General features: G+C 29.4%; 15 protein-coding genes. 1 reads left to right on the top strand and 14 read right to left on the bottom strand.

What is annotated here, in order from left to right:
- Positions 1-44: 44 nt before the first annotated feature.
- The 9 genes from BTO07_RS05110 to trmD form a co-directional block, all read right to left on the bottom strand.
- The gene (locus BTO07_RS05110; RefSeq protein ID WP_087520205.1) at positions 45-893 is read right to left on the bottom strand and encodes a DUF4249 family protein; all 849 of its coding nucleotides are present in this window, start codon (positions 891-893) and stop codon (positions 45-47) included.
- Positions 894-897: 4 nt separating this feature from the next.
- Positions 898-3,276, bottom strand: a complete 2,379-nt coding sequence (locus tag BTO07_RS05105; protein ID WP_087520204.1) for a TonB-dependent receptor — start codon at positions 3,274-3,276, stop codon at positions 898-900.
- A gap of 113 nt (positions 3,277-3,389) precedes the next feature.
- Positions 3,390-4,847 carry a TolC family protein gene (locus BTO07_RS05100; RefSeq protein ID WP_087520203.1) on the bottom strand — a complete coding sequence of 486 codons (1,458 nt, stop codon included), beginning with the start codon at positions 4,845-4,847 and terminating at the stop codon, positions 3,390-3,392.
- 74 nt (positions 4,848-4,921) lie between these two features.
- Positions 4,922-6,295 carry an ABC transporter permease gene (locus tag BTO07_RS05095; protein WP_087520202.1) on the bottom strand — a complete coding sequence of 458 codons (1,374 nt, stop codon included), beginning with the start codon at positions 6,293-6,295 and terminating at the stop codon, positions 4,922-4,924.
- Between the two features lie 7 nt (positions 6,296-6,302).
- Entirely contained in the window at positions 6,303-7,550 is a 1,248-nt protein-coding gene (locus BTO07_RS05090) for an efflux RND transporter periplasmic adaptor subunit (protein WP_087520201.1), read from the bottom strand.
- 93 nt (positions 7,551-7,643) lie between these two features.
- Entirely contained in the window at positions 7,644-9,863 is a 2,220-nt protein-coding gene (locus BTO07_RS05085; protein ID WP_087520200.1) for an NADP-dependent isocitrate dehydrogenase, read from the bottom strand.
- A gap of 368 nt (positions 9,864-10,231) precedes the next feature.
- Entirely contained in the window at positions 10,232-10,585 is a 354-nt protein-coding gene (rplS, locus tag BTO07_RS05080) for a 50S ribosomal protein L19 (protein WP_087520199.1), read from the bottom strand.
- Positions 10,586-10,692: 107 nt separating this feature from the next.
- Positions 10,693-12,174, bottom strand: a complete 1,482-nt coding sequence (locus BTO07_RS05075; RefSeq protein ID WP_087520198.1) for a glycosyltransferase family 39 protein — start codon at positions 12,172-12,174, stop codon at positions 10,693-10,695.
- Positions 12,175-12,206: 32 nt separating this feature from the next.
- Positions 12,207-12,893, bottom strand: coding sequence for a tRNA (guanosine(37)-N1)-methyltransferase TrmD (trmD, locus tag BTO07_RS05070; RefSeq protein WP_087520197.1), 687 nt, complete (start codon positions 12,891-12,893; stop codon positions 12,207-12,209).
- A 132-nt stretch (positions 12,894-13,025) separates the two neighbouring features.
- Here trmD and BTO07_RS05065 point away from each other — a divergent pair, with 132 nt between their 5' ends.
- On the top strand, positions 13,026-13,433 hold the full coding sequence (locus tag BTO07_RS05065) for a DUF2721 domain-containing protein (RefSeq protein ID WP_087520196.1): 408 nt from the start codon (positions 13,026-13,028) through the stop codon (positions 13,431-13,433).
- A gap of 5 nt (positions 13,434-13,438) precedes the next feature.
- Here the strand turns inward: BTO07_RS05065 and BTO07_RS05060 are convergent, their stop codons facing one another.
- The 5 genes from BTO07_RS05060 to BTO07_RS05040 form a co-directional block, all read right to left on the bottom strand.
- Positions 13,439-14,170: a hypothetical protein gene (locus BTO07_RS05060; RefSeq protein WP_087520195.1), complete on the bottom strand. Its 732-nt coding sequence runs from the start codon at positions 14,168-14,170 to the stop codon at positions 13,439-13,441.
- Positions 14,171-14,327: 157 nt separating this feature from the next.
- Positions 14,328-15,260 carry a peptidylprolyl isomerase gene (locus tag BTO07_RS05055; protein ID WP_087520194.1) on the bottom strand — a complete coding sequence of 311 codons (933 nt, stop codon included), beginning with the start codon at positions 15,258-15,260 and terminating at the stop codon, positions 14,328-14,330.
- Positions 15,261-15,318: 58 nt separating this feature from the next.
- On the bottom strand, positions 15,319-16,887 hold the full coding sequence (locus BTO07_RS05050; RefSeq protein WP_087520193.1) for a hypothetical protein: 1,569 nt from the start codon (positions 16,885-16,887) through the stop codon (positions 15,319-15,321).
- Between the two features lie 5 nt (positions 16,888-16,892).
- A complete protein-coding gene (locus tag BTO07_RS05045; RefSeq protein ID WP_087520192.1) occupies positions 16,893-18,485 on the bottom strand; it encodes a peptide chain release factor 3 in 1,593 nt (530 codons plus the stop codon).
- 44 nt (positions 18,486-18,529) lie between these two features.
- Positions 18,530-19,162, bottom strand: coding sequence for a peptidylprolyl isomerase (locus BTO07_RS05040; protein WP_232457087.1), 633 nt, complete (start codon positions 19,160-19,162; stop codon positions 18,530-18,532).
- Positions 19,163-19,173 lie beyond the last annotated feature (11 nt).

Raw genomic sequence — 19,173 nt, 5'->3', positions numbered from 1 at the left:
TGCCGTTTCAATCCCTAACGCAAAGGTTAATTTATAAAGATATTTTAGTTTTTTTCCACTAATTCTATTGTTAAAGTGTCCGTTTCAGAAATATGAAAATATCCTAAAGGAAAATTATCTTCATTGGTTGTATTTATCATATTACCTAATAAAGATGAAGGTACAGCTTGAAAAGGTCCACCAGAATTTTGTCCACTTTGATTTTGTAATATTCTAAAATAAGTAAAATATTCTTTAGTTATACCATAAAGTCTTACAGTTCTAGTAGAAGGTAAAGTTACTTCTTCTCTATCTAAATAAAAGGAAAAAGGATATACAGAACCATTAAAATAGCGATCTTCTATAGATACAAATTGCTGATTATTAAAATCAAACAAGTAATAATTTTCTAGAGAACCATCATCAGTAAATATAACCTCTAATTCTATTTCATCACCAGAAAATAAAGTGTCATCTCCTTGAATAATACTATTTATTTTTGTTCCTTTTACTTTTGTCGCTTTTCCTTTATAGGTTTCATTATTATAAATTACAGTTAATTCATATTCAATATTATCTTCTGGTAAAAATTCTGAAGTAAGGTTTGGATCAAAACTAGGTTTATAATTGCCTAAAATGCTAGATTCAGAGAAGTTAATAGTTTTATCGTTCGATAAGTTTGTTAAAAAAACTGTTGCATTAGAAACAGTTGGTATCGTTTCTTCAAAATAATCTGCAGACAAACTTAGTTTTACAATTGTATTTGTAACTACTGGGTTTTCATCAAACAATACTTCAAAAGAAGCGTCTATAATTAGTTTAGGTTCAATTGAAGGAACATCAATATCTATTACTTTTTCACAACTAGTAAAAAAGAGTATTGCTAAAATTGGAAATAAATAGATCTTTTTCATCGGTTTAAAATTTAAAATTATAAGTAACAGAAGGCACCATTCCAAAAATAGAAGTTTGAATAGCTTCGTTTCTATAGGTTTCTCTGTTTTGTGTAAAGTTTATAGAAGCAGCATTTTGACGTCCGTACAAATTGTAAATACCAAAAACCCATTCTCCTTGTAATTTTCTGTTTTTGTTCTTTCTAGGAGTTAAAGTTGCAGAAATATCTAATCTGTGATATGTTGGTAATCTATCAGCGTTTCTTCTATTATCATCATAAATTGGTACGTTTAAACCTTGCACTTCATATTGCCCAACAGGATAGTTTGTCGGTTGCCCAGTTTGAAAAACAAAATTTGTATTGAATTTCCATTTTTCATTTAATTCATAACTAGCATTTATAGAAAAATCGTGGGTTTTATCATAAGGAGTGTTGTACCATTCTCCGCTATTAATTCCTGGTTCATTTGCTGTTCTACCTGCAGTTAATTGTTCAGATCTAGATAATGTATACGCTATCCAACCTTTAAATTTCCCTTCATTTTTCTTCAATAAAACTTCTAAACCATAAGCTCTTGCTTTTCCATTTAAAATTACAGTTTCAATTTCATTATTTGCTACCAAATTTGCACCATTTATATAATCGATTCTATTCTGAATATCTTTGTAAAAAACTTCAGTTTCTAAAGAGTAATCTCCATCTTTTATAGATTTAAAATAACCGATTGCATATTGATCTAATAATTGTGGTTTTATGTATTTTCCACTTGGCGCCCAAACGTCTAATGGAGTAGGAGAAGCCGTGTTAGATAATAAATGTAAGTACTGCGCCATTCTGTTATAACTGGCTTTTATAGAAGTATTATTATCTAAAAGATAAGAAGCAGAAACTCTTGGTTCTAAGTTGTTGAAATTACTAATAGCATTGCTTCTTTTAAAAGATTCTGTACCAATTGCATCTGCAGATTCATACTTTTTGAATTCACTATTATAGATTACAGCTTCATCATTTGTGTACATATTTAATTCATCTTGCCCTAATCTTGTAAAATTACTAAAACGAATACCGTATTGTAATTGAAGTTTATCACTAATTTTATGTTCAGCATCAATGTATGCAGCAAATTCGTTGGCATATTTGTCAGTTAATTTCTCAGCAATAATTCCAGAATCGTCTCTGTTTGGCTTTATTTCTCCAGGATTAAATTTACTGTAGATATTGTTAACACCATAACTCAATTTAATTTTATTACTCAAATAATGCTTAAAATCGTATTTAATATTATAGTTTGTAATTCCAGAATCCCATTCGAAACCAACAAAATCTAAGGTTAATCCATAGAAATAATCAGAATAAATTAAAGATAAGTTAGAGAAGAGTTTGTCTGAAAACAGGTGATTCCAACGTAAATTACCAACTTTATTTCCGTATGTATTTACAAAATTATCACTAATTCCAAACACATCTTTTCCAAAATAACCAGAGAAGAAAATGCTGTTTCTATCGTTAACACGATAATTTACTTTAGTGTTTAAATCGTAAAAATAAGCTTTGTTGTCATTATCAAACAACGGTAAAAATAAATGAGCATAAGAAGATCTACCACCAACTAAAAATGAAATTTTCTCTTTTTTTATTGGACCTTCAATTAATAATCTTGAAGAAACTAAGCCAATTCCACCAGTAACATTAAGCTCTTTACTATTTCCTTCTTTTTGATAAATATCTAAAACAGAAGACAATCTTCCTCCGTATTTTGCAGGAATTCCACCTTTATACAATTTTACATTTTTTATTACATCAGGATTAAAAACGGAGAAGAACCCGAATAAGTGTGAAGAGTTAAAAACAATTGCTTCATCTAATAAAATTAGATTTTGGTCTGCTGCACCACCTCTTACATTAAAGCCAGAAGCACCCTCACCGGCACTTGTAACACCAGGAAGTAAAATTAGAGACTTAATAATATCTGCTTCACCAAGAACTACAGGGATTTGTTTAATAGATGCTGATGTTAGTTTGTTCACACTCATTTGAGGTGTTCTAACATTTAAGTTTTCGATATTAGCTTCTATGAGAATTTCATCTAAACTTTCTGCTTCCTCTTTCAATTTAAAGTTTTTTGATAGCTTTTCTTGTAGGTCGATTGTTTCAATAATGGTAGCATAACCTAAGTAGCTTAACTGTATTTTGTAAGTTCCTTCTGGCAATGTAACAGAATAGAATCCGTATTCATTTGTAGTAGTTCCTATGTTTAAATCTGGAAAGTAAATGGAAACTCCTATTAAAGTTTCATTATTACTATCGTCATAAATTGTTCCGCTAATCGTTTGTTTTTCCTGACTGAATGCAGTAAAACTGATTAAGAATAATAATGACAGAATTTTTTTAAAATGAAGCATTCTTTTGTCTTTTTTATAATTTTAATAACTAAATGTTTTGTTTAGATATTTATTGATTTAGATAAACAAAATTACAATTCTTAATTTTAATATAAGGTTAAAATTGAGGATTTTTAATTGTAAATAATATCTTTAACTTCTATTTTTTTATTTTTAATAAAATCATATAAAGTTAGTCTTCTTAGGGTATAGTAATCAGTCCAAAAATTTTCTAAAGAATTTAAGTATTGTAAAACAGATCTGTCTTTTTCTTGAAGCGCTAAATTTAAATCTGTAATTGTAATTTTACCAAGAACAAATCTTTTTTTAGTGATATCGTATCTTCTAATAGCAATTTCTTGGGCTTTTTTAGCAGTCTCTAAAAAATTACGTTGATTTTGCCAATTCAAAACATGCAAATAAATTTCTTGGTCAAACTCTTGTTTGTCTTGCTCAATATTTGTGTTTACTAAATCTTTACTTGCCTCAACTAACTTTCTTCTAGATTTAGAAACTCCCCAATCTAAAATTGGCATTCCTATAGATATCGAAACATTTTGTTGTTGATTATAATTTTGAAATAAATTATTAAAAACTTGTCCCTGTTGAGAGATACCAAAGTTTGCATTTAATCTTAATTGTAAACGATTACTACCTTTTACTTCTGCAACATCTTGTTCTGCTTGTAATCTTTTTCTTCTAAATTCTATAACTGCTTTTCTGTTTGATTTAGCTTCTTCAATTGCTTTCTTTACAGTAACCTTAAATATGGATAATTCCTTAGGTACATTTAGTAAAATATTTTCTGTGTCTAAAGATAAATATCTAGATAAATTTTGTGAAGTTCTTTTAAAATTAATCTCATTTGTGGTAAGACTATTTTTAGAGTTTAAAACTGAAAGCTCTATCTGAAGTAAATCATTTTCTGCTATTTTCCCCATTTTAAACCTTCCTTTAGATATTTGAAATAATGTATCTTGATTAGATAAGTTTGATTTGGCAATTTTAGATTGAACTTGAGCTTTTAATAAGGCAAAATATCTTCTTGAAGTATTTAATGAAATTTGCTCCATATTTTCGATGAATTCTCTTTTTGCTTCTTCATAAATTAAAGGCTCTATCTTTTTATCCCATTTAAATTGATTGTAAAAAATTGAATTTTGATTATAATTTATTGAAAAAGGAATAACTGAAAAACCTGTTGAAGAATTATCCCCAAAAACATCAACTCTTTCTAACTGAGAACTTAAAGAAATAGTTCCACCTGTTAAAGCAATATTCTGATTTAAAGACAAATTACCTTGTAATCTAGCTTGATTTGATCTAACAAATTCATACTGACCATCATCATTGATTTGACCATTTATAGAATTAGAATAGGAAGGTAAAGTTGCGTTTAAGCGTAACTGTGGTAAAAAACCTGCTTTGTAGTTTTTAAACCTCCAAAAACTTGCTTGGTTTTTATTTAAAAGTGTTTTATAATCTGGTGAGTTTTTTTGAGCAATTTTAATAGCTTCTTCTAATGTAATTTCTCTTTGACTATAAAGAGAAATAGATAGTAAAAAACAAAATAGTATAATTATCTTTTTCATTAATTTAATTTCTTAAACGATTATTTTTATAATTGATATTACTTGTTAAATGCCAATTATTGGCTCTCTATAGTTTATTCGTGTCTTATAGCTTCAATAGGACTCTTACTTGCAGCAGATTTTGCAGGTGCAATTCCAAAAATTAAACCAATTAAGGTTGCCACAAAAAATGATAGTAAAATAGAACTTAGCGTTAAAATAGTTTCAATTCCGGTTGTAATCTCTAGAATATAGGAGGCAAAAATACCTAAGACGATTCCTATAATTCCGCCACCAATACTTACTAAAATAGATTCAGTTAAAAACTGAAGTATAACATCTTCTTGTGTTGCTCCAATTGCTCTTATAATTCCAATTTCTTTTGTTCTTTCTAGAACAGATGCTAACATGATATTCATAATACCAATACCGCCAATTAATAAAGAAATACCAGCAATTATACTAAGTACAATATTAAATATCTGTTTGGTTTTTTGCTGTTGCTTTAATAATTGAATTGGAATTGAAATCTCAAAGTCTAACATATCATTATGTCTTCTTTTTAACATTCTACTCAACACATCTGCAGTTGCGTTTAATTCTGTTGAATTATTTACTTGTACAATTAATTTATCAATTTGATGATAATTACCTCTAGGTATTCTCTTTTTAGGACCTTGGTTATTACCCCCAACCATTATCATTCCTCCACCACTTAAATCTATTTGTTTATCACTTATTATTTTACGGTCTTTATAACGGACTAAAAAGGTTTTTATAGGTATATAAACATCTTTATTTAAATCTCTAATACCTAGGTTTTCTTGTGCGTTTTCTGAAATAATTTTTTCTTCAATTATGCCAATTACTTGTAACCAAACATCTTTTACTTTTATCTGTTTACCAATTGCGCTTTCTCCTGTAAATAATTTTTTTTCTATTTTCTTACCAATAACACAAACAGGAAGTGAGTTTTCTAGTTGTGCATTAGAAAAGTTTTTACCACTTTCTATAGTAATGTTTGCAGTTGCAAAATAATCTGTAGAAACACCAATTAATTTTACTGCACTTTGTCTTCCTTTTTTAATAACATAAGTTTCTAAAACTATTTCTGGACTTACAGTTTTAACAGAAGGAATGTTTTTTCTAATGCTAATTACATCTAGCATATCTAATCCCTTAGAAAAACGTTTAGCGGCTATTGCTCCATCATCTGCAGCATCTTCGTTTTCATTCTCCGTTTCATCTGGTATAGGAGTAATAACAATATTATTAACACCTACTAATTCTAACTGTGCTAAAATTTCTTTTTCTGCACCACTACCAATAGCAAGCATTGTTATTACAGCAGCAACACCAAAAATAATTCCTAAAGAGGTAAGTAAGGTTCTAATTTTATTAGCTAAAATTACACGAACAGCTTCACTAAAATTAGATTTTAGTTTTTCAATATAAATTTTGTCTATCATAATAGAACTAATTTAATTTGGCTATTTGTTCTTTGTCGTATCCTTCTGGTTTGTTTAAATAAACAACATCGTTTTCTGCTAAACCTTCAGTTATTATAACTGAATCATTATTTGAATCTCCAATTAGTATTTCCTTTTTGATAACAGAAAAGCCAGATTTTTTATAAACATAAGTTATAGAATCTTTAGAGAAAACGGCTTCTAAAGGAATGCTTAAAACATCTTTTCTTTCAAAAGTTAATATCTTATTTGAAGTTGTCATTCCTGGTCTAATATTAGAATTAGAACCATCTAGTTTTATTAAAACCTGAAAAACTTTAATATCAGAACCTCTTTTCTTTTCACCAACATTAGCAACATTAGTAACAATTCCTTCCATTTCTATATCAGGAAAAGCGTCAAATCCTATTTTTACAGGCAATCCTTTTTTTATTTTTCTAATATCAACTTCATTTGCATAAGTTTTAGATTCCATTTTAGTTAAATCTGGCAAACTTGCAATTGTAGGATTCCATGGACTTATTGAAGAACCTACTTTCTTTTTAGTACCATCCCAATTTTTATCATAAGTAATCATTCCATTTCCATCAGAATAAATTGTAAAAGACTTTAATAGTTTTAATAAGTCGTTCAGTTTTTTATTAATTTTAGATACAGATGTTCCAACTTCTACCATTTTTGCATTCGCTTGTCTCTTTTTTATGGTATAGTTTTCTAACTTTTCTTTTAAACCTCTTTCTGCTTTTTCTAAATTAATTTCTAATTTTTTTATGGTTGCAGGTGGTTCATAAATAGATTGTTCTAATTCTAATTTGGTTTCTTGCATGGTAAAACGCAAATCTTTAATAGAATTTCTTTCTTGCTTTAAAGATAGTGTGGTATCTAATTGCTGTTGTGTGTATTTAGATTGAGCTGTTTCTAAGTTTAAACGAGCATCTAGTATTTGTTCATTTACACTACTAGGGTCTAATCTACCAACGTAATCTCCTTCTTTTACAATGGTTCCTTCTGCTACTAAATCTTGTATTTTTAGATTGTTTAATCTAAATTTTCTAAGATTGTTAGGCCCATTAATTTTTTTAGAACTTGTAGATTGTGCTTCACCAGAAGTGATTACTTCACTTACAAAATTTCCTTTTGATACTTTTGATTCTAAGTATACTTTATCGTCTGTTGGAGATGAAAAATAATTGTAAATTAAGTAGAGAACAATTAGTGATGCTACAGAAATAAGCGCAATTTTTTTCTTAGTCATTAGTTTTCAGTTTGTTTAGCAACCAAATCTAATGAAAAAAGAGTGCCATAAAGCACTCTTTTTGTTAATGTTTTAAGAAAATTTAGCTTATTTTTAACTTAAAATACTGTTTAAAGTACTGTTAGGTCTCATTGCTGCATCTGCTAAACTATCAGTTGGTTGGTAATAACCACCAATGTTGTTCTCGTTTCCTTGAATTTCATTTAATTCAGCAATTATTTTATCTTCATTTGCTTTTAAATCATTTGCTATTTTAGAGAAAGAAGCTTTTAATTCTGCATCTTTATCTTGATTAGCTAAACCTTCTGCCCAGTACATTGCTAAGTAAAAATGGCTTCCTCTATTATCTAATTCACCTACTTTTCTTGAAGGTGATTTATCATTTTCTAAGAACTTATCTGTAGCGTCCTCTAAAGTTTCAGCTAAAACTAAAGCTTTCGAGTTATTAGTAGTAGTTCCTAAATGTTCTAAAGAAACTGCTAATGCTAAAAACTCTCCTAAAGAATCCCAACGTAAATGATTTTCTTCTAAAAATTGTTGAACATGTTTTGGAGCAGAACCACCAGCACCAGTTTCAAACAATCCTCCACCATTCATTAATGGAACAATTGATAACATTTTTGCAGAAGTACCAACTTCTAATATTGGAAATAAATCTGTTAAGTAATCACGTAAAACGTTACCAGAAACAGAAATAGTATCTTCTCCTTTTACAATTCTTTCTAAAGTGAATTCTGTTGCTTTTATTGGTGATAAAATTCTGATATCCAATCCAGAAGTATCGTGTGTAGGTAAATATAAATTTACTTTTTTAATGATTTCTGTATCATGAGCTCTTTTTTCATCTAACCAGAAAACTGCTGGTGTTTGTGAGGCTCTTGCTCTTGTAACTGCTAATTTAATCCAATCTTGAATTGGTAAATCTTTAGCTTGACACATTCTCCAAATATCACCTTTCTCAACAGTATGTTCTAAAAGTGTATTTCCAGAAACATCTTCAACGATTACTTTTCCAGCAGAAGCAATTTCAAAAGTTTTATCATGAGAACCATATTCTTCTGCTTTTTGAGCCATTAAACCAACATTAGGAACAGTTCCCATTGTTGTAGGATCAAAAGCACCATTCTTTTTACAGAAATCGATTGTAGCAGAGTAAATACCTGCATAAGAACTATCAGGTATTACTGCTTTAGTATCTTGTAACTCTCCTTTAGCATTCCACATTTTTCCAGAAGTTCTAATCATTGCTGGCATAGAAGCATCAATAATTACATCAGAAGGAACATGTAGATTAGTAATTCCTTTATCAGAATTTACCATTGCTAAATCTGCATTTTTTTCAAAAGCAGCATCAATATCTTTTAAAATTTCAGCTTTCTTTTCAGCAGAAACTTCATCAAGATTACTTATTAAATTTCCAAAACCATTATTTACATCAACTCCAATTTCATCAAAAGTTGCTTGATGCTTATCAAATAATTCCTTGAAATATGTTTTTACAGCATGACCAAAAATAATAGGGTCAGAAACCTTCATCATTGTTGCTTTCATGTGTAAAGAAAGTAATACACCACTGTTTGCAGCGTCTGTAAATTCTTTATCTAAGAAGGTAAGTAAAGCTTTTTTACTTAATACAGTTGCATCTATAATTTCACCATCAATTAAAGGTAAATTCCCTTTTAATGTAGTTTTTATACCATCAGTTGCAATATGGTTAATGCTAACACTTGTTGCTTTTTCTACCGTAACAGATTTTTCGTTATTAGCAAAATCTCCTTCACTCATAGTTGCTACATGAGTTTTAGAGTCAGCACTCCAAGCACCCATAGAATGTGGGTTTTTACGAGCGTAATTTTTAATTGCTTTTGGTGCTCTTCTGTCAGAATTTCCTTCTCTTAAAACAGGATTAACAGCAGAACCTTTTACTTTATTATATAACGCTAATACAGCTTTATCATCATCAGTATTTGCTTCTTCTGGATAATTAGGTAATTTGTAACCTAAAGTTTGTAATTCAGAAATTGCAGCTTTTAATTGAGGTACAGAAGCACTAATATTTGGTAATTTAATAATATTTGCTTCTGGCTTTTTAGCTAAATCACCTAGAAATGCTAAAGCATCTTCAACTTTTTGATCTTCAGTTAAATATTCTGAAAAATTAGCAAGAATTCTAGAGGCTAAAGAAATATCCTTCACTTCAATCTCTATATTAGAAGATTTTGTAAAAGCTTTTACAATAGGTAAGAAAGAACGGGTTGCTAAAGCAGGAGCTTCATCCGTTTTTGTGTATACAATTTTAGCTATTTTGCTCATTTTAAGTTATATTTTTTAGATGTTATTTATTTTCAACGAAATGGTTTTCGTAAAAAAAGCGAAGCAAATTTATGAATTTAAAGTGGTATTTATATTGATTAAAAAGTATTAATTGTGTTGTTTTTATAGGTATTTAATAATAAATCACGGGTATTAATACGAATATGAGTTTATAGGAAGATTAATGGCCTATTACGTAAAATTAAGCTTCTTACAAAAAGTATTCTGTACTATTAAAATTGCTAAAAGATTTGAATAAAGGGTGTTTTTTACGTTTCAATATTAAATCTCAAATAAGTATATTTTGGGCATAAAAAAAAGCGTTGTGAAAATTCACAACGCTTTTTTTAAATTTATGTAAAAAGAGATTATTTTCTTCTTTTTTCAGTAATTCTAGCTTTTTTACCAGTAAGACCTCTAAAGTAGAAAATACGAGCTCTACGTACTTTACCTCTTTTGTTAACTTCAATTTTTTGAATAGAAGGTAAGTTTACAGGAAAAATTCTTTCTACACCTACAGTACCAGACATTTTTCTGATTGTAAACGTTTCAGAAGCTGCAACTCCTTTTCTTTGAATAACTACACCTCTAAAAAACTGAGTACGTACTTTTTCACCCTCTTTAATTTCGTAATAAACAGTGATTGTATCACCAGCTGCAAATTCTGCAAATTCTTTTCTTGCTACAAATTCTTCTTGAACAAACTTTATTAAAGCTTCCATATCTTAATATTTATAATTTTTTGTAAAGCAACATTCACGATTTCTTCGTCAGAGGTTATTTTAGCGTTTGCAAAAGTAATCATTATTTTTTATTGAAAAAACTAAAACTAATTATTTTTTACTTGATAATTAGTACAGTAGAAAACCCAGAACTTACGAGACTCTTTCCCATTAATCTTAATAATGATTGGTGTTAGTTCTGTAACTTTATCAAAATGATTATTTAATAATGGATGAAAGTTTCCTTTTCTATCTTTATTCTTAAAACGTTTATCAGAATCTATAAACAATGCATTTTTAGTATTTAAGGTTGATAAATCATCACCTAAATAATCGAAATGTAAAGCGTGTAAACCTATGATGTTTTGAGCATAGACTTTATCATCCATAAAAAAGTTTAAACAAGCAGACGTTTTATAATTATCATCAGAAAACACAAATGTGTTTGGATATTTCTCCTGTAATTTTTCTGTTTCTAAAGCTAATTCTTCCCAACCAACCCAAGTATCATCGCTTTTAATAGGAACTAAATAGAATAGGATTTGAAGGCTTACCAATACGTGAAAGACAATTGAAAATATAATTTGAATTTTCAATAACTTCTTATTGATAAACATTCCTGCTAAAATGATTCCTGTAATATAAGAAGGCATCATCCAATTTAGTTTTACCCAATAAATAGGAGTAAGGCTAAAGAAACCAACAAAAGTTGGAATAAAAAACGCCAATAAAAATAAGGTTTTAACTTGTGGAATTTTAAACTTTAACAACGCTCTTTTTACATATTTATAAGTAAACGTTATAAAAATTAAAAATAAAACTGGTAATAATAAGAACATTTGATGACCAATTGCACCAAAGAAATTTGAAGGTGATATTTTAAATTCTGAGATAGAACTTGTTCTTTCTGATGATTGAAAAGCAAATGATGCAAACTCGTTTTGGTAGTTCCAATACCAAACAGGAAAAGTTACTGCTACTGATATTATCAGCGAAAGCCAAAACCAAGGAGAAAGTAATAGTTTTCTGTATTTGTTAGAAAACATAACGAATGCAATTAATCCTATTTGCAATAGTAATGAGGTGTATTTGCTATCGAAAGCAAGTCCCATTGCAATTCCGCCTAAAATCCAAAACCATTTTTTTTCTTCAAAAATTGCTTTGTACAAACAAATTAAACTCAATGTCCAGAATAATAAAAGTGGAACATCTGGTGTAGAATTAAAAGATAAAATAGAAATAAAAATAGTAGAAGCTAATAAAACAATTGCTCTTTGTAGTTTCTGTTTTGATAAAAAGTAAGAAGCTAATTTGTAAAAACTTAATATGGTTAAAGAGGTAACAACAAAATCAGCAAATTTAATTGCAAAAATAGAGTGTCCAAAAACATCTGTAAAGACCCTTAAAATGTATCCAATCATTCCTGGATGATCAAAATAAGAAAGAGATAAATTCTGTCCGTATAAATAATAATACGCATCTTGAGGCATTAAACCCATAAATGGGAGTAATATCAATCGAAATAATTGAAATCCTAAAACCCAAGAAATGGCTTTATTATTTTTTATAAATGTTTTTATCTTATTCAAAGTTTTGCGTTCTGAAATTTATATTAAAAAGGCTAAGAGTTTTCATCTTCTAATAAATCGGGTCTTATTTCTTCTGTTCTTTTGTAAGCTTGGTCACTTCTCCAATCATCAATTTTAGGAAAATTACCAGATAATAAAACATCAGGGACTTTCATTCCTTCAAACTCAGAAGGTCTAGTGTATACAGGAGGTGATAATAAATTATCTTGAAAAGAATCTGTTAAAGCAGATTGTTCATCACCAATAACACCAGGAATTAAACGAACAATAGCATCTACTAAAACGGCAGCTGCTAATTCTCCGCCAGTTAAAACATAATCGCCAATAGAAATTTCTTTTGTAATATATTTATCACGAATTCTTTGATCTACACCTTTATAATGACCTGTTAAAATAAGGATGTTTTCTCTTAAAGAAAGTGTGTTTGCAGTTCCTTGATTTAATGTTTGTGCATCTGGAGTCATATAAATAACTTCATCATACGTTCTCTCAGATTGTAGTTTTTTAATACAATTTGCAATGGGTTCAATCATCATAACCATACCAGCACCACCACCAAACTGTGTGTCGTCAATTTGTTTGTAATTGCCCAAACCATACTCACGTAAATCATGAATTACAATTTCTGCTAAACCTTTATCTTTGGCTCTTTTAATAATAGAATGATTAAACGGACTTTCTAATAAATTTGGGGCAACTGAAATAATATCTATTCGCATGTTTGCAAATGTAACATTTTTGTTGGGTTTAGAAATACGAGATTTTCTAGAATTTTCTTAAATAAATAACACTAAAATTTTGATGTTAATTTTTTAATTTGATGATAATTATTACTTAATTTTGATGTTTATATGGAAGAATTAACATTAACAACACCGGCAGTTTTATTTTCAGCAATTTCTTTAATTATGTTGGCATATACCAATCGATTTTTAGCGTATGCAGCAGTTATTAGAAATTTGCATGGTATTTATTTAGAGAAGAAAGATACTTCATTATTAAGACAAATTAAGAATTTAAAACTCCGTTTAACGTTAACAAAATGGATGCAGATTTTCGGTATTTCTAGTTTGTTGTTTTGTGTTGTAACCATGTTTCTAATTTATGTACATCTAAACACAATGGCAGTTTGGGTTTTTGGTTTTGCCTTAATATTGTTGATTATTTCTCTGTCTTTGTTGATAAAAGAAATACAAATTTCTACAAAAGCATTGCAACATCATATTGCAGATATCGAAGACCATTTAGAAAAGAAGTAGCTAAATTAATGTGTACTTAGCTTCATTGTTTTTCCGTAGGTTATTTTTTCTCGGATTAATGAGTTTACAGGTTTACTATCAATTAGCATTGGTGTCCAATTACCTTTCATTTTTTCGATGATTTTAGTAACCTTTTTTTGATCATTTTTAAGACAACTAATACTACCTTTTGGATTTAATATTTCTCCATTTTTTGAAACGATAAATTGAAATTGTGCCACACAATCGGGTTTATTGAAGTAAGGAAGTTTTTTGTAAAAATAGGAATGATAACTCTCGTAGTTTTTTAGTTTAGGAGCATTATATTCCGTTGTAAAGTACACAGTATCTCCATTGTGCATAAAATGTTTATAAGCTTGCTTCTTAATTATTTCAGCTTTTACTTGTTGAGTTGCAGATTTTGTTAGGAATAAATATTTTACACATCGTTTAGAGTTCTCTAATAAAATTAATGAGTCCTTTGTAATTTTTGATATTTTATAATTAACATTCGCTAAGTTAATATTATCTCCATTAATTTTAAAAGGAGTTTCTTTTTTTAAGTCTTTATTGATTATAAAAGTAGCGAATCCGTTTGCCTTAAAAGTTACATTCCAATGGTTTTCTTGAGAACGTTTAAGCTTTTTTCCAGAACAATCAACTGCGGAATTCATTACCCAGTTTTTATTAATGTTCAATTCTTGTGAAGATGTTATTTGAAATATTAAAAAGAATGTAAAAAGTAAAATTTTATTCATGTCAATTTTTTTTTAACCAAATTTAGTTTTTTTGAAGTAAAAAATCATGAATGAAAACACTTATTTTTACAAAAAGAATAGCTCCCTGAAACCAGAGAGCTATTCTTATAAAAATATATAGTATTAAAATTCCTTGTAAAAACTAGGAATGATATTTTTACTTTACTGCCATTAATTCAACATCAAAGATTAAAGTAGCATCAGGTGGAATTACTCCTCCTGCACCAGCAGAACCATATGCTAAATTAGAAGGTATTACAAAACGAGCTTTATCACCAACTTGTAATAATAAAATTCCTTCATCCCAACCAGCAATTACTTGACCAACACCAACATTAAAATCGATTGGCTCTTTTCTCTTATAAGAAGAATCAAATACGGTACCATCTAATAACTGACCTTTATAATGTACAGAAACTCCAGCTCCTTTTGTCGCTTTTTTTCCATCACCTTTTTGTAAAATTTGGTAACGTAATCCGCTTGCAGTTTCATCATAACCAGCAGCAACAGTATCTAATAAAGCTTTTTGTTTTGCTATTTCACTAGCTTCACGTTTTTCTCTAGAACCTTCAAAAGTTCTAAAAGATTCAACCGCGTTAAAAGCTTCTGCTTCTGCACCAACTTTAATAATTTCTACAGCTGTTAATTCATCACCTTGAGCAATAGCATCTACGATATCTTGTCCTTCAATTACAGAACCAAAAACAGTATGTTTACCATCTAACCATGGAGTAGGAACGTGCGTAATATAAAACTGACTTCCGTTTGTAGCTGGACCAGAGTTAGCCATTGCTAATTTTCCTGGTGCATCATGTTTTAAATCTGGATGAAATTCATCATCAAATTTATAACCTGGGTTTCCTGTTCCTGTTCCTTGTGGGCAACCACCTTGAATCATAAAATCTGGAATTACTCTGTGGAATTTTAATCCATTATAATATGGAGTCCCTTGGTCTTTTACAGAGTTTTCTAAATTTCCTTCTGCTAAAGCAATAAAGTTTCCAACAGTTCCAGGAGCTTTTTCTTGTTCTAATTGTACTAAAATATCACCTTTTGATGTAGTGAATTTTGCGTAGATTCCGTTATTCATTGTATTCTTATTTAATCGTTGTTATATTTATTATTTACTGAAACAAGTTCAGTGAAAATTATTTTTTTGCATTTAAAATTGATAAACCATAAGATAAACCTATGTTTATGTTTGATGAATTTACATTTCCATATGGAGACCACATTTGTCCACCTGCAATATTAAAAGAAAAATCGTCATTTACATGATAATTGATTCCTACAGTTGGTCTTACTAAAATACCTTCACCAGAATCTACTCTTCCTCCACCAGCAACTCCTGCAGCAGCTTCTGCAAATAATGATAATTTGTCGTTTGCAAATTTATTAGATTTAATTCCTAAGCCAAAAATTCCATGAGCATAACCTCCAGATTTTCCTTCGTAGGCAAAAGAAGCTTCACCGGCTATGTAAAATCTTTTATTTAAATCATAATTTACTTTTAAAGCAATTAATTGCAGGTCACTTGCAGGGATTCCAAATTTTGCAACATCAAAATAAGTTTGATTTTGAGCAGAAATTTGAATTCCTTGAGTTTTAATTTTTGTAACTTTTTCATCTGTAAAAGGATGAGAAGTACCGCCACTTAAGCCATAATATTTTAAACTAAAACCAGCAGTTATAGCTTCGAAACTAGCTATTCCTCCAACTGATTTATGGTAACCAGCATGTGTACTTAAACCAAATTGTTTCGTTAGTTTTACATCAAATCCTGCACTTGGGTATATTGCCAAGCCTCCTTCAGGAAAAATTCTACCACCAGCAGCTCCAATACCAAATTTACCAAAGAAGTTTACGTGCTTTGTTTCTATAAAGTTTTTTCCTGCTCCAAAAAATACATCCATAAAACCAGCTGTTAAACCGCTGTACATTGCATCTACATGTGCATAGATAAAAGTATTTTTATTTAAATAACGTTGATATTCGAAACCTAAAACAGATAATGTGTGTTCTATTTGTTTGTAGCTTGGAGTAGTACTTGCATCAGTTCTAGAATTTCCAAAAGGAAAAAAGTAATCAAATGTAATTTGTTGTACACTTTTTACAGCAGGCTTTTTCCAAAATTTATCTTTAGATTTGTTATTAACGATAAAGGTCTTTTGAGCATCCGCATAAGAAGAAGTCCTTAATAGAGTAGGTATTTCTACAAAAACGGAAACATTATCATTTTTTTGTATCCCAGTAAAAAAGTTTACATAAGTATATTGAACTCCAAAGGAATATCCTTTTTTCTTAAATTGTAAACCTATATTTGGAATTATAATTCCACCACCGTTCACAAGACTTCTATAACCACCTCCGCCACCAAAATGAACGTTCGCATCAAAATATAAATTTTTATAAATAGGTAAATTAACACCTAAATTAACACCTAAAGTAAATAATCCTCCTTGATCTCCTGTAATTGCACCGTGAAAACCTGCTCCTGTATACAACCAATCATTAATAGGAATGTTATAGTTGAAACCAACAAACCCCATAGTTGGATCTAAGCCATAACTCACTTGATTAACTGGTTGATGAATTAAAACATAACTTAAACGAATGCTATTATGCATTTCTTTAGGTTCAAAATCTGAAAGATTATAAGTTTGAGAAAAACTATGTAATCCTAAAAATGTAAAAAGTACTAAAAAAAACTTTTTCATAATGACTAGTTTTTAAACTCACTTGTAAAATGTAATTTTACTGTAGGGTATTTACTTTGAGTCATTTGTATTGTAAACTCAGAATCGGCTAAAAACACTAACTGACCTTGTTTGTCTTTTGCTAAATAACGTTGTTTAACGCGTTTAAATTCTTTAAACTCATCGTTTTTAATGTCTTCTGGCTCTACCCAACATGCTTTATGAACATTTAAATTTTCATAAGAACATTTTGCACCATATTCATGCTCTAATCTGTATTGAATAACTTCATATTGTAAAGCACCAACAGTACCAATTATTTTACGACCATTCATGTCTAACGTAAATAATTGCGCAACACCCTCATCCATTAATTGGTCTAAACCTTTATAAAGTTGTTTAGATTTCATTGGATCTGCATTGTTTACATATCTAAAATGTTCTGGTGAGAAACTCGGAATTCCTTTAAAATTCAATTGTTCGCCTTCAGTTAAAGTATCACCAATTTTAAAGTTACCAGTATCGTGTATACCAACAATATCTCCAGGAAATGATTCGTCTACAATTTCTTTCTTTTCAGCAAAAAAAGCATTCGGACTAGAGAACTTTACTTTTTTACCGTTTCTAACATGTAAATAAGGAGCGTTTCTTTTAAAAGTACCTGAAACAATTTTGATAAAAGCCAATCTATCTCTGTGTTTAGGATCCATATTTGCATGAATTTTAAACACAAAACCAGTTAATTTCGTTTCCTTTGAATCTACTAAACGCTCTTCAGCCTTTTTAGGTTGAGGAGAAGGAGCAATTTCAATAAATGCATCTAACAATTCTTTTACTCCAAAGTTATTTAAAGCAGAACCAAAAAATACAGGTTGGAGCGAACCGCTCAGGTATTCATCTCTATTAAATTCAGGATACACTTCATCGATCAATTCTATTTCTTCACGTAAAGTATCAGCAGCAGTTTTACCAACTATTTTGTCTAATTCAGGGTTTGATAAATCATCAAACTGAACACCATCAGAAATGGTTGTTTTATTATCACCAGAAAAAAGATTTAATTTCTTTTCCCAAATATTGTAAATTCCTTTAAAGTCATATCCCATTCCAATAGGGAAACTCATAGGTGTAACGCGTAAACCTAATTTTTGTTCAACTTCATCTAATAAATCAAAAGCATCTTTACCTTCTCTATCCAATTTATTGATAAAAACCAACATTGGTATGCTTCTCATTCTACAAACTTCAACCAGTTTTTCGGTTTGAGGTTCTACACCTTTTGCGACATCAATTACAACAATAACACTATCTACAGCAGTTAAAGTTCTAAAGGTGTCTTCAGCAAAATCCTTGTGACCTGGTGTATCTAAAATGTTTATCTTTTTGTCTTGATAAATAAAAGCCAAAACAGAAGTAGCAACAGAAATTCCACGCTGACGTTCAATTTCCATAAAATCGGAAGTTGCACCCTTTTTAATCTTATTATTTTTTACAGCTCCAGCTTCCTGAATTGCGCCACCAAACAGTAATAATTTCTCTGTTAAAGTGGTTTTACCAGCATCTGGATGCGATATAATACCAAAGGTTCTTCTACGTGCTATTTCTTCTAAAAAAGTCATCTACAAAATTTGAGGTGCAAAGATAGGTTTTACTAAGAGAAATATCAATCTAAAATTTCGATCGTCATTTTTACATCATCAATAGGCCATTCATCTTCACCAACTCTTACTTTAGAGATTTTTGTCATCGTATCAAAACCAGAAATTACTTCCCCAAAAACAGTATGTTCATTATCTAAATGATAAGCGCCACTTTTTTTCTGAACCATATAAAACTCAAAAGGACTAGATAATTTATTTGGATTTCGTTTCCATTCTCTAGCAGCAGCTAAAGCTCCGTATTTATGTCTTCTATTTTTTCTAAATTCAGGTTTTAGAAGATAGTTTCCGTATTTGTTACGTTCTTTTTGAGTGTACATTTCATCAGAATTACCACCTTGAATTACAAAGTTTTTTGCAACTCTGTAAAAAACGGTTGTATTAAAATATTTAATCTTAGTTAAAAAAATAAAATTAGCTCTATGAATAGGAACGTCTTCGTATAAACGGATTTTTATATTACCAAAATCGGTTTTAATAAGCACTAATGTTTCTGGATTCTGTTTGCCAAATTCAGTCAAAAAAGCTTCCGTATTATGTCTGTTTAAACTATCCCAAGTTTTTACTATTTCCTTTTCTTTTACAGCTTCTATTTTAATTTTAGACTCCTTTTTCTTTTCAATCGTAGGTTTTATCACCTTATTTTCCT

Origin of the sequence: Polaribacter sp. SA4-12 (genome assembly GCF_002163675.1) — a bacterium.
Taxonomy (GTDB): domain Bacteria; phylum Bacteroidota; class Bacteroidia; order Flavobacteriales; family Flavobacteriaceae; genus Polaribacter.
The sequence above is the reverse complement of the archived record's forward strand: the minus strand, read 5'-3'. Positions and strand labels throughout refer to the sequence as shown.